This is a genomic window from Streptomyces sp. NPDC087859 (genome assembly GCF_044742595.1).
GTDB classification, from domain to species: Bacteria; Actinomycetota; Actinomycetes; order Streptomycetales; family Streptomycetaceae; genus Streptomyces; species Streptomyces canus_F.
In genome coordinates this window covers 57,876-70,645 of record NZ_JBIUUU010000032.1, presented here as the reverse complement: position 1 = coordinate 70,645, position 12,770 = coordinate 57,876, and the positions used below count along the sequence as shown (strand labels likewise).

6 protein-coding genes are annotated in these 12,770 nt (G+C 71.1%); 3 read left to right on the top strand and 3 right to left on the bottom strand.

Annotated features, from left to right (window positions below; translation table 11 throughout):
- Nucleotides 1-104: 104 nt before the first annotated feature.
- Nucleotides 105-1,019, top strand: a complete 915-nt coding sequence (locus ACIOHP_RS47260) for a hypothetical protein (protein WP_401897653.1) — start codon at nt 105-107, stop codon at nt 1,017-1,019.
- A gap of 31 nt (nt 1,020-1,050) precedes the next feature.
- Nucleotides 1,051-1,359, top strand: coding sequence for a hypothetical protein (locus tag ACIOHP_RS47255; RefSeq protein ID WP_401897651.1), 309 nt, complete (start codon nt 1,051-1,053; stop codon nt 1,357-1,359).
- A 61-nt stretch (nt 1,360-1,420) separates the two neighbouring features.
- Here ACIOHP_RS47255 and ACIOHP_RS47250 read toward each other — a convergent pair whose 3' ends face one another.
- The 3 genes from ACIOHP_RS47250 to ACIOHP_RS47240 form a co-directional block, all read right to left on the bottom strand.
- Complete coding sequence (locus ACIOHP_RS47250) at nt 1,421-6,028, bottom strand: FtsK/SpoIIIE domain-containing protein (protein WP_401897649.1); 4,608 nt, start codon at nt 6,026-6,028, stop codon at nt 1,421-1,423.
- On the bottom strand, nt 6,025-7,434 hold the full coding sequence (locus ACIOHP_RS47245) for a hypothetical protein (protein WP_401897647.1): 1,410 nt from the start codon (nt 7,432-7,434) through the stop codon (nt 6,025-6,027). Before ACIOHP_RS47245 ends, ACIOHP_RS47250 begins: the two co-directional genes overlap by 4 nt.
- Nucleotides 7,435-7,760: 326 nt before the next feature.
- Nucleotides 7,761-10,760, bottom strand: coding sequence for a S8 family serine peptidase (locus ACIOHP_RS47240; RefSeq protein WP_401897645.1), 3,000 nt, complete (start codon nt 10,758-10,760; stop codon nt 7,761-7,763).
- 236 nt (nt 10,761-10,996) lie between these two features.
- On the opposite strand from ACIOHP_RS47240, the gene ACIOHP_RS47235 reads away from it, so the two are divergent.
- A complete protein-coding gene (locus ACIOHP_RS47235; RefSeq protein WP_401897643.1) occupies nt 10,997-11,980 on the top strand; it encodes a transcriptional regulator in 984 nt (327 codons plus the stop codon).
- Nucleotides 11,981-12,770 lie beyond the last annotated feature (790 nt).

The following is a 12,770-nucleotide window of genomic DNA, read 5'->3' as shown; positions in this document are numbered from 1 at the left end:
CGTAGTGTGAGTGGTATCGCGTCCACGCCAGGGCCCGACACATGCGGGCAACACACGTATCGCCCGTCGGTGGTGCGTGGGTCAGGTGAGCGGAGGGAGAGAACATGCCGAATTTCGACGTGGTGTTCGACTACGAGTTGCTGAACACACTGGCCAAGGACACCGACCGGCTTCACGACCAGCTCGAAGACCCCCGGCTGCTGGGCAGCGGCTTCTACGACGGCGCCGGCCTCGGTGGTGGGTTCAAGGCCGTCAACCATTTCTTCTTCCAATGGGCCGGTCCTTTCGAGAACGCCAAGGACCTCCTGAAATCCCTCGGCGAGACCTACCGGTTCGTGGCCCAGCGCATGTTCGAGCAGGACGCGGGATTCGCCGCCAGTGCCAACACCCAGGCCCAGAACTGGATGCACAGCGCATGGAAGATGAAGAAGGACTCCTACGACGCCTGGAAGTGGCTGACCGAGAACTCCATCACCGTCCACGCCTGGGACGACAAGGGGCACGAGTACCTCAAGGAACAGAAGCTCGCCGACCCCAACGCCCCGGACGCGCCCCCGCCGCCGGGCTATGAGCCGACCCTCTACGACTACACACATGACGACGGCGACGGCACCAACAACGTGCACAACTCGTCGCAGGTGACCTACGACTCCGAAGGCAAGGTGACGTCGACCGACAGCACGATCGACGACGGCGACGGCGGTCTGAAGTACCACGAGCACACCGACTACGGGGACAACCACAGCTACACGACGACGATCACCCACACCGACGGCTCGAAGACGGTCATCGAGGTGCACGGCAACTCCGACGGCACCGGCACCAGGGACGTCACCAACACCGACAAGGACGGCAAGACCACCGACACGTCGAGCTGGAACGGCTCCGGCCTCGGCTCCGACGACCCGAAGTGGACCAACAACGACCCGGACGCCACCGACACCGACGGTGACGGCAAGGACGACAAGAGCGACGGCGGCACGAAGAACTCGAACACCGGCGTCGGCAGCACCTACTGACCCACCCGCGGACACCCTCGAAGGAATCCCCATGCCCAGCAACAACGTGCAGTTGCAGTACGGCCAGATCGACACCGTCGCCACGCAGTTGCAGAACGCCGTGACGAACATCAACCCGCAGCTGCTGAGCCTGAAGAGCGCGGTGGACAACCTGCTCAACGACGGTCTGTTCCTTCAGCAGACCAGCCCGGCGATGCAGCACGCCTACGCGCAGTTCACCGACCAGCTGACCCAGATCGTCACCAAGATCGAGGACTTCGCCAAGCAGTTCACGTCGATCAAGACGCAGATCGACGACATGGACCGCACGATGGCCGCCCAGATCAGGGGCAACAGCTGACCGTCCGGACACGAGGAGGGGCGCCGCACACCGCGGCGCCCCTCTTTCCGTGCACGTGTCCTCAACGGGCGTCGGCGGCCTCGGTCTCCGGCACCAGGACGGTCACCAGGTACCCCGCCTCGTCGACGGTGAAGGCCCGCCCGGGGACCCGGTTGACGCGGATCACGTTGTGCGGCAGCCGCAGGCCCAGGACGTCGCCCTCGCCGATGGTCTGCGGGGACAGCAGCAGGCCCTTGCGGGAGCGCCGTACCTGGCCGAGCCAGCTGCTGAGCGGCGACACCAGCGCCTCGGCGGGACCGGCGACGGCCAGGCCGACGGACCGGTCGCGGCCGGAGGAGGCGATGTCCCGCAGCATGGCGTCCAGCGGTGACATGCCTAGCAGGTCGGCGTCGTCGACCATGACGACGGCTGTGTTGCCGACCGTCTCCAGCGCCGCCCGGAGTTCCTCCTCGGCCGGGGCGGGCGAGGACAGCACGACCGCCTTCGGATGGCCCTCGAGCCCACGCAGCGGCGACTCCCGGGGGGTGAGGGCCACCACGCCGGTCCCGGCGCGCAGCAGGGACGCGGCCAGCGACAGGAGTGCGGTGCTGCGCCCTGATCCGGGCGGCCCGACGATCGTGTACGTCGACGCGACACCGGCGAAGTCGACCCACACGGGGGCCACGTCGTCGCCGCCGAGTCCGAGCATCGCGGTCAGCGGGCCGCGCGGGGCCGTGCCGATCCGCTCGTAGGCCTCCTTGAAGCCGATCGTCATGGGCAGGGTCTCCACCCGGAAGGGCCGCGCCGTCGCCGGGACGCCCAGGTCCCGGGCGGCGGCCTCGGTGCCGATCTTCTGGAGCGCCTCGGCCTGTTCCTGGCCGCTGGGACCGCCCGGCAGCACGGCGACCTGGAGTTCGCCGCCGGTGTCGGTGCGGAAGCCGCGTCCGGCCGGGATCACGGAGGGGATCTGGTCGCGTGGGATGCCGCACAGGGTGTAGTCGCCGATGTCGTTCATCCGCAGCAGCAGCTTGTTGTCGTTGAGCGCCGCGATCCGCCCGGCCATCAAGGCGCGTTCGGAGGTGGCGACGACGTGCACGCCGGCCGCCGCGCCCTCGCGCAGCAGCATGCCGACCTGGCTGACCATGCGGCCTTCCTCGATCTCGCCGATCAGCGCGCTCAGGGTGTCCCAGCCGTCGATGAACAGCATCAGGTGCGCCGGGCGCCGGTTCGGGGGCAGCGCCGCGCGCAGCTCGCTGATGTGACCGGCCGAGTGGGCGGTCATCAGCTCCTGGCGGCGCACCAGTTCGGCGGTGAGCCGGTTCAGCAGCCGCCCCAGGCGCTCCAGGTCGGCCCGCGGCACCACGGCCCCGGTGTGCGGCAGCGCGGACAGCGCCGACAGTGCGCCGCCGGCCGCGTCGATCGCGTAGAGGTGCAGATCGGCGCAGGAGTTGGCGCGGGCCAGCGCGCTGGCCATGGTGCGCAGCGTCTGGGAGCGGCCGGAGCGCGGCATGCCCAGGACGAACAGATGGGAGAAGGTGTTCAGGTCGAGGAACACCGGTGGCTGCGCCTGGAGTTGCGGCAGGTCCTCGCGGGCCCAGGCGACCGGGACCAGTCGTCCGTCGCCGGTGAGGGCGGCCGGTTCCGGCAGGTCGGACAGGGTCAGGGTGTCGGCCAGCGGGGGCAGCCAGGGGCTGGGCTGCGGCTCGTGGCCGGACCGTTCGGCCGCCTCCACGAGGGCGTCGACCAGCGCCATCAGGTCGGTGGGCCCTTCCTCGTCGTCGAGGAGGGCGAACTCGTCCTCGATCTCCTGCGGTGCCTCCACCGGGCGGCCGAGGCCCTGCCAGGACAGCGGGGTCATCCACACCCCGGTGTCGTCGTCGGGGAGTTGGTCCTGCTGCTCGACAGGCTCGCCGATCTCCTCGCCGCCGCTGTGCGGGCGCGCGGAGCCCACGTAGGCCGTCTGGAAGCTCATCGCCGAGCGGTGCCCGGTGCGTACCAGGGCGCGGCCTGGGGTGGCCGGGGAGATGCTCGCCGCGTCCGGCACGTCCAGTACGTCGCTGCTCTCGGTGGCGTCGGTGACGCGCAGCGAGATCCGCAGGTTGGTGTTGGCGCGGATGTCGCTGGTGACGACGCCGGCGGGCCGCTGGGTGGCCAGCACCATGTGCAGGCCGAGCGAACGGCCGCGCTGGGCGATGCCGACGAGCCCGGGGATGAAGTCGGGGATTTCTCGGGCGAGGGTGGCGAACTCGTCGATGACCAGCAGCAGGCGCGGCATCGGCGGCAGGTTCGGGTCACGGCGGCGCAGGACCCGGTACTCGGGGTGGTCCTTCGCGCCGGCCGCGGCGAGCATGTGTTCGCGCCGGACCAGCTCGGCCGTCAGCGAAGCGAGCGCGCGCTGCACGAGGTGGCTGTCGAGGTCGGTGACCATGCCCAGGGTGTGCGGCAGTCGTACACAGTCCTTGAAGGCGCTGCCGCCCTTGTAGTCGACCAGCACGAAGGTCAGTTCGTCGGGTCGGTTGACCGCGGCCAGTGAAGCGACCAGGGTCTGCAGCAGCTCGGACTTCCCGGAGCCGGTGGTGCCCGCGATGAGCGCGTGGGGGCCGTCCTTGACCAGGTCGAAGGCGACCGGCCGGTCGAAGCCCTGCCCGACGAGCGCGGACGTGGAGGCCGGGCGGCGCTCCCAGCGCTGAAGCACCTCCTCAGGCGTGGGCGGTTCCAGGTCCAGCAGGTCGAGCAGCGCGACACTGTCGGGCAGCCCGCCACCCGCGTCCGGGGTGACGTCGTGCACCGGGGCGATACCGCGGGCCAGGCGTTCGGCCCACTCGGCGGTGACGTAGTCCGGGCGAATGCCGGTGACGTCGGGAAGCCCGGTGCGGCGCAGTGTGAGGGTGTCCCTGGCGATGGACACCACCGCGCTGGCCTCCTCGGGCAGCATCCGTTCCTCGCGGTCCAGGCACAGCAGGTGGATGCCGCGCAGTGGGCCCTCCTTGAGGACCTGGACCATGCCGGGGACGTCACGCAATTCACGTGCCCCGTCGAGGACGACCAGGACGTCGGGTTCGCTGAGCAGGGCGCCGCGCAGGGTGGCCTGCTGCGCCTGGTTGCGGTTGCGGATGACGTTGATCAGCTCGGTGACGCGGTTGGCGACGGTCTCGGGATCGTTGCCGAGGAGGATGACGGGGGCGTTGTCCTGCGTGGCGGACAGTCCGGAGCGGGCGTGTGGCAGCCAGCGGGCCCACTGCCATGCGTCGGCGGCCTTGCTGTCGGTGAGCACGCAGATCTTCAGATCGCGCGGGCTGTGCAGGACGGCCGCCTGCGCCACCGCCCAGCGGGCCAGCGCCTGGGCGGGCTGCTCGGGCCCGGCGACACCGACGACCTGGCTGCCCGCGAGGTCCACCCCGATCGGCATGTCGGGGATCTGCCAGTGGGCGGTGCGGTGGTTGTCCTCGCGGGAGCCGTCGTCGATCTGCAGCAGCGACTGTTGCTGGGTGGTGCCGATCCGCAGCACGAGGTTGTCGGGGTCGGAGGGCCGCCGCTCCCACAGCCGGGCACCGGGTCCTACGGCCATCAGCCCGACGACCGCCGGATCCGGGGCGGAGGCGACGCGTACCCGCCGCTCGTGCTCCACCTTGGCCCGTACGTCCGCCTCCAGCGAGGCGCGGCGCAGCCGGTAGTTGGCGACGCCTTCCAGGTATTCCTTGCGTCCGCCGCGTCGGCCGCTGATCCAGTTGCCGACGGCCAGGACCGGGCTGAGCACCATGAACATCAGGTAGAGGAAGGAGTGGAAGAAGTAGACCATGGCGACGCCCATGAACATCGGGGCGATGATCAGCAGGAAGGACAGGGGGCGGCGCTTGGGAGGCTCGGGCGGGCCGGGCAGCCGGAAGGTCTCCGGCTGCAACGGGGGCAGCAGGCGCGGCGGCCGGTTGAAGTCGAGGCTGGCCTTCGGGGAGGCCACCACGGCCGCGTCGGCCAGGGTGGGCCGGACCGCGCGCAACAGGTGCTCGCCGATGACGAGTTCGCCGTCCAGTTCCCAGGGCGTCCAGCCGCGGGGCAGCTCGTCGGGTTCCTGTTCCTCGGGTCCGGGGTCGGGTGGCAGTGCCACTACGTCCGCGCGCGGGCGCGGCGGCGGTGCCTCGGGCAGCGACAGCCGGACCTGCGCGTCGTCCTCGGGCAGCACGGCGAGGACCGTGCCGTCCGGACGTACCGTCAGCCGCAGCCCCTGGTCGGGCACTCCCCTGCCGGTCAGCGGCACGGAGCTGCCAGCCCGGGGTCCGATCAGGTGGGTGCCGATGGCGAGTTGGTGCACCTGCCCGGCCTCGGGGCCGCCGATCACCTGGATCTCGACCACCGGGCCGGAACCGGGCGCCTTGGGCGTGGGCATCTCCTCGCGGGCGGGGCCGTAGCCCGAGGGGGCGTCGGTGATCGGCCGGCCCAGGCCGAGGGTGCTGCCGTCTCGGATGCCGGAGGAGGCCAGGGCGAGGTCGGGGTCGAGCAACCGGTCGCCGAGGTAGAGCGGGATGTCCTGCTCGGCGGCGGAAGCGTCCGGCTCCTCCCCGGGGGCGGTGCCCCGGTGCGCGGCCACCAGCTGGGTGGCGAGCCTGCGGACGGGGGTGGCGGCGGCCGCGTTGACGAGTACGTCGCGTCGCTCCCGCCGCTGGCCGTCCACGGTGGTGACGAGGAACTTCACGACTCGTTCCGCCTTTCGGCTCGGGGGTTCTCGAAGAGGTCGGGGTCACCGGTTGCGGCCGCCGAGACCCCGTTGATGTCCGGCTCGGCGAACAGGTCCCGGATGGCGGGAGCCAGGGGTTCCGCGGCGACGGGGGCGGTGCGGGCGACGGAGGGGGTGGGAGGGGTCCCGACGGCCGGTGCCCGACCTGGCCGGGCACCGGATCCGACGGGATGCGGCACCGGAGGGTGTGGCTCCGTACCCACGGTCGGGAGCCGTGTACCGGCGGGGGGCCGGGGACCGTTCGGCCGCGGGGCTCCGCCCGTCGACGAGGCCGCACCGCGCGCCGGCCTCTCGGGGCGCGGTCGGCGCGTCCCGTTCCGGCGAGCGGCGCGGGCCACGGCCGGACCCAGCGGTGCGGCGTCGGTCGTGATGCCCAGGCCGGGTGTCTCGGTGTGTCCGCGGGAGTTGACCCGGATCTCCCAGCGATGGACGGGGGCCGGTCCGAGGATCACGGCACACAGTGATCCGGTAGCGACCAGCTCGGCCAGCTGTGCCGCCTGTTCGTCGTCCGGCGCCGCGCACACCACGACCACCGGCCGGGTGCGGTCGGCCGTCAGGTACACGAGGGAACGCAGCACCTCGTCCAGATGGGGGCCGTCGAAGCGGGGGTGCACTCCGCGCGCCACGATCACGTCGGCCGGGCCGCCCGGCAGGTCGAGGTAGGCCGCCACGGCCTGGACGAAGTCACGGACGGCCCGGCGGTCGCCGTAGGCATTCAGGATGCGGGGGCCGCGCAGGAGGTCGAGGAAGACCGCGCCGTCGTCGTCGCTCAGCCCGAGTGGCACGAGCACCCGGACGGTGCCGGACGCCGGCCCGTCGCCTCCGGTCTCCTCGCTCTCCTGCGCGCCCGGCAGTGGCAGGTTCTCGGTGTCGATCGCGGAGGCGTACCAGCGCAGGGGATCGTCGTCGGTCTCCCACGGGTGCTGGGGCGGCGGCACGTCTCGGCCTGCCACGGACACGGCGACCTCGCCGTCGCCGCGCCGGGTGGCGGGGCGGACCGCGGCGGCGAAGCCGAAGGCCTGCGGGGCGGTGGGGAGGACGGCGGCGTCGACCCCGTCGAGTGCGTGCCGGGCGACGCTCACGGGTCCGTCGGACGACAGCAGCCGGGTGAGCCGTCTGACGGCGGCGCGGAAGCGCAGGAACTCGCGTACCGGCTCGGAGAACGCCTGGCGGGTCAGCCGGACCTGACGGGACAACCGGCGCCAGGCCCGTCGCCGGCCGCCCTGTCTGCGCACCAGCCGGCGGACCAGCAGCCACACCAACAACAGGAGTTCGGCGAGCGCGAGGATCAGGGCGCTGGCGCCCGAGTCCCAGGAAAGGGCGAGTGTCTTGTCGGCTTGCGCCACCGTTGTCCAGGCTTCCATCGGACCCGCCTGATGGATGTGCACGAGAACCCCTAGATATGTCGCCGACCAGAGAACGACCGGATGTCCCAAGGGCTGTGACACATACACCAGGTGTGTGTTCTCATCCCGGCCGTATGGCCGGCCCGGCCGCACAGGTGTGACCGCGGCCGTATCCCGCCGCTGTCACTGCCGAGTCTAAGCGGAAACATGTCCCCTGCACGCGCGGACCCGTCCGGGCAGCTCACGTGTGACACCGGCACACCTTTGTGCCCTTGCCGACACGCGCCCGGACGGGTCACGGCGCAGTCCGGCGGGCCGCTGTGGCGGCCCGCCGGTGCGACGGCTCAGCCGTCGATGTGTACGAGCGTTCCCGTACCGTCGGGGTACTCCACGTAAGCGGTGGCAGGCACCCCGGTGTCCACGCCGGACCAGGTGGCGGTCACGTCGAAGGGCACGCCCGGCTTCGTCACCGGACGGGTGGGCGACACGCTGAACGTGCCGTTGCCCGGTGTGTTCGCGCCCACCACGTTCGCCTGAAAGTCGAACTTGATGTCGGGCGAGAACGCTGCGCCCAGGGACCAGCCCGAGATGACGGTGGTCAGGTACTTGCCGGGTTTCAGGTCGCTCATCGCGACGCGTGCCTGATGGGTGGGATCGCTGAGCACGCCGCCCGGTCCCGCGGTGCCGTCGGGCAGCATGGGAGCGATCCAGAGGTACACCTGGGCCGCGGGGTCCTCGGTCGTCGCGTAGAACGCGCCGGCCTTGCTTCCCTCGGGCACGGTGAAGGCGAACTCCTGGTAGCCGCCGGTCTCCTGGTGCAGTTCACCGCTCACCGGGGCGCCGGTGACCGGGCCGTAGGCGGTGAGGGTGAGCTTCTCGGTGCCCGGGGTCACGGAGTAGGAGACACTTCCCGCGCTGCCGCTGCCCGAGACCTGCTCGGGTGCCAGCAGCCCTTGCGGTGTCACCACGATGGGGCTGCGCACGACCACGCGACCGCTGCCGGTCCAGGTGAGGGAGCCCGTGACGGCCACGCCCGACGGCGCGGTGCTCCGCGTCAGTTTGATGCTCACCTTCGTGCTCTGCCCGGCGCGGGTGAAGTGCAGGGTGGAGGGCTGCACCTTGGCCTCGAAGCCGGGCAGCTTCACCGACGCCCGGTACGTGCCGGGCGCGGCCGCGGTCAGCGTGCGGGTGAGGGTGCGCGAACCGAGCAGCTGGTCCACGGAGAGGGACGGGTAGTTCAGATCACTCGGCGCCACCGGCGCGACGCCGGTCCCGGTGTCGATGCCCAGGCCCTCCTCGTAGGCGAGCCAGTCGCGGTTCGAGGAGTCGTACACCAGTCCGGGGTTGAACATCGCGGCCGGATCGACCTCACCGGAGCCCTGCGCGTACACGTCGGTGTTGGTGCCGCCCGAGGCGAGCTTGGTGTCCACGGCCGTCGTCATCAGGGCGGACTTGACCGCCATCGGCGACCACTTGGGGTGCACGCCGAAGTAGAGGGCCGCCAGGCCTGCGACCTGCGGTGCGGCCATCGACGTACCCGACATGAAGTCGAAGTCGTGGCCCTGGTTGCCGGGCGGGGCGACGGCGGCGAGGACGGCTACGCCCGGTGCGGCCAGGTCCGGCTTGATCAGGGCGCCCTTGTTCTCGTCCGAGGGTCCCCGGGAGGAGAAGGGGGCGATCTGCGGGTACGGCGTCCCGGTGGAGCCGCCCGGCTTCAGTGAGACGGTGGCGCCGGCGGTCGCCGCGTAGGCGCGGACCGTCGCGGCGGCGGGCGTGTTCAGATGCACGGTGGGGACGACGTGGATGTCTCCGTCGGTGTCCAGGTCGCTGGTGTTGACCAGGACCATGCCGACGCCGCCGGCGCGTGCCACCTCGGCGGACTTGCTCACCCGGGTATTGACCCCCCGGTCGCACACCACGACCGTCCCGGCCGTCTTGTCCGGATCGAGGGTGTCCTGCTGGCACAGTGCCGCCGCGCTCTGCGCCGCCGAGGCCAGTCGCACGTCGGTGGACAACACCAGGGGCTTCGGGCCGAGTTCGGCGTCCACGGTGACGCTGGCCCCGACGAAGGTCCGGCCGTCGCCGAGCTGAACGGTTGCCTCGGGGGTCGCCATGGTGCTGGCCGCGACGGTCGTGACCCAGGGGGCCGTGTTGTCGATCCACGCCGGGGAGGGACCGTTGTTGCCCGCGGACGCGGACACGAACACCCCGGCCTGCGCCGCCGCCCGGAACGCCTGCTGGATGGGTGAGTCCAGCGTGCTCTCCACGACCTGTCCCGCGGAGTAGTTGATGACGTCGACGCCGTCCGCCACCGCTTGGTCGATCGCTGCGACGATGTCGGAGTCGGCTCCGCCCCGGTCCTTCCAGAGGGCCTTGTACACGGCGACCGCGGCACCCGGCGCCACTCCGGAGATCTTGCCGAAGTCCTTGCCCGCGACGGTGACCTGCACGTCCGCGTCGCCCGCCGCGGTGGAGGCGGTGTGGGTGCCGTGCCCCTCGCGGTCGCGCGGCGATATGTAGTCGTCCCGCTGGTCCGGCGGGACCGCTGCGAGATAGGCGTCGCCGAAGTACCGCGCGCTGATGAGTTTGGAGTTGCAGGCCGCGGCGGTGAACTCCTCGCCGCTCTGGCAGGTGCCCGTGAAGGTGCCGCCGTCGGCCTTCTTCATCTTGATGGTGTCGCCCGACCGGTAGGGCCGGTAGGGGTCCTTGGGGGTGGGCCGCGTGCTGCTGAGGGCGGGCGCGGCGAACGACTTGCTCTCCGGCCAGACGCCGGTGTCGATGACGCCGACCACCACGCCCTTGCCGGACTTCGCGGTGCCGCCGAGGGCCGACCACACTCCGTCCGGACCGGACAGCCCCATGAGGTCCGTGGACCGCGCGTCGTCGGTGGGCTTGTTCCAGGCGTCCGCCCGCACCTGGAGAACGCCCGGCTGCCCGCTGAGCCGCGCCGCCTGCACGGCCGTCAGATTCGCGGTGAACCCGTTGGTCACCACTGAGTAGTGCCGGCGGATCTTGGCGCCGACAGAGGCAGCGACCTTGTTCTGCCGCCCCTGGAGGTAGTCCCGGTAGCGGTGTGCCTCGACGCTGGACGTGTCGAGCCTGCCCCCCGAGGCCGGCGCGGTGGCGGTCAGACCGTCCACGCCGCCCTTGTAGAGAGCGACGGGCGCGTCGGCGAGAGTGACGATGTAGCGCCCGGACTTGAGATCCCCGGTCATGGGGACGGGGACGGGGGTCCGTCCCTCTCCGGCGGCCTGGGCCAAAGAGGCGGGACAGAGCGCGGTCAGGGAGACGGCGAGTACCGCCGCGCTCCACGGCAGAGTCTTTCTTCGGAGCGTTGAAGTCACACGGTTCTCCAGGGAGAGGGTCCGAGCCGGAGGACACCTCCGGCACGTTCGGGGGCGCAGCGCATGCGGAGCGAGGGGAACGCAGTGGCCGGATGACCAACACGGCGGACACATGTCCGGCGGGGAAAGTGAACGTTGTACCGCTGATAGGTGTCCAGATACTCTGTTGGCGAGTTTGGACGGATGGCCAACCGCGCCAAGGTTGGGACCTACCTATCCGACGGAGGTACACATACGTGCTTGCCGCTCTGGGCATAGCGGAGTCCGACGAACGGGTGTACCGCTGCTTCCTGGACCGCGGCCAGGCGGCCCCCTCGGATGTCGCGAACTGCCTCGGGTTGTCGGAGGCCGACGTCCTGCGATCGGCCTTCCGGCTGCGCGAACTCGGGCTCCTGCACGGCGCGGCCGGTGCCTCCTTCCAGGCGACGAACCCGGAGGGCGTTCTGCTGCCGTTGCTGGCGAGACGGAAGTTCGAGGTGGAGTCGGCGCTGGCGTCGGCGCGCACCGAGATCGACCGGATCGCCGAGCGCTACCGGGCGGGCCGGCTGCGTTCCGACCCGCACAGCCTCATCGAGGTTCTGTCGGACCGTGAGCTCATCCGGGACCGGGTCGCCCAGCTGAGCAACTCCGCGACGAGCCACATGTGGGCGCTGGACCGGCCGCCCTACATCGGCAGGCCCGACGGTGATCTCCACAGCAACGAGGAGGAGTTCGCCATCACGGCCGCCTGGTTGCGCCGAGGCATCGACGTACGCTCGATCTACTGCCCCCAGTCGATGGAGCGCCCCGGCCGGTTCGCCACGGTGCGTCGGCTGGCCGAACTGGGCGAGCAGTCCAGGATGCTTCCGCATCTGCCCTTCAAACTGCACATCATCGACAGGCAGGTCGCGCTGGTCCCGCTGTCCGGGCCGGTCTACGACGACCTCGTCGTCATCCATCCGTCCGGCATGCTCGACGCCCTGATGGAGCTGTACGAGGCCTACTGGGCGCGCGCCGAGCCCATCACCGGCCCGGCCCTCACCGGCGACGACGGCCTGGGCGCGGACGACATCCTCATCCTCGGGATGCTCAAGGTCGGGCTCAAGGACCAGGCCATCGGACGCCAACTGGGGTGCAGCACCCGGACAGCGACCCGCCGCGTGGCCGCCGTCCTGTCCAAGCTGGGGGCCGACACCCGTTTCCAGGCGGGGGTCAAGGCCGCCGGTCTCGGCCTGGTCTGAGCGACCCAGCGCCTGCCGCGCGGGCGGCCCCGGATGCGGCCGGCCCGGCGGGGGTCCGGGACGGCCGCTGCGCCCTTCACACCTCAGCTGTGCGAAGGGCGCCCACTGGGAACAACGCAGCTGGGGCGCGGAAGGTTCACACCTGTTCGCCTGGCACACCGTTCCCGTGGCGTACACATATGCTCCTCGTCGGCATGTCACGATCGCACACACCGAGGACGCGACTGGCATGAATGACTTCCATCCCGGCCGCAGACGCCTGTTGAAGATGTCCGGCCTGAGCGCCACCGCGAGCACGGCGGCCAAGTCTGGCGGCGGGCGCCATCGACCTGATCGAGCAGCCGGACCTTTTGGACGCGATGAAGCAGGAGTTCAGGGACCGTACCGAGGGCCTCGATTGGGCCTCGATGATCCCTGACGGGCAGCAGCCTCCGCTGTACAAGCCGCCCGCCGGGTCCTGAAGGCGACCGGGCAGTCCTGGCCGCCGAAGGGTGTGACCTGGCCCGTGGCGCCGATCGCGTTCACCGAACAGCTGGGCGGCACCGGCCCGGCCCTCGCCCCGGTGACCTGACGACGTATCACCCCGCTCGCCCCTCCGCCCGTGGTCGTCGCACCCCGCGACCGCGGGCGGAGGTCTGTTGACTTACGTCACCGTGTCCGCGGTCCGCGAGACACCTCCCGGCGTGCTTCCGTCCGAGGCCGGCGCCCGCACCGTCAACTGACCGATGTGCCGCCCCGGCGCCCGGAGAAGAGTGGTGAACACACACTTCGACCGAAGAAAGGGGAACTC

Coding starts and splice junctions, on each gene's coding strand:
- ACIOHP_RS47260 (WP_401897653.1), top strand. CDS start 105: ATGCCGAATTTCGACGTGGTGTTCGACTACGAGTTGCTGAACACACTG.
- ACIOHP_RS47255 (WP_401897651.1), top strand. CDS start 1,051: ATGCCCAGCAACAACGTGCAGTTGCAGTACGGCCAGATCGACACCGTC.
- ACIOHP_RS47245 (WP_401897647.1), bottom strand. CDS start 7,434: ATGGAAGCCTGGACAACGGTGGCGCAAGCCGACAAGACACTCGCCCTT.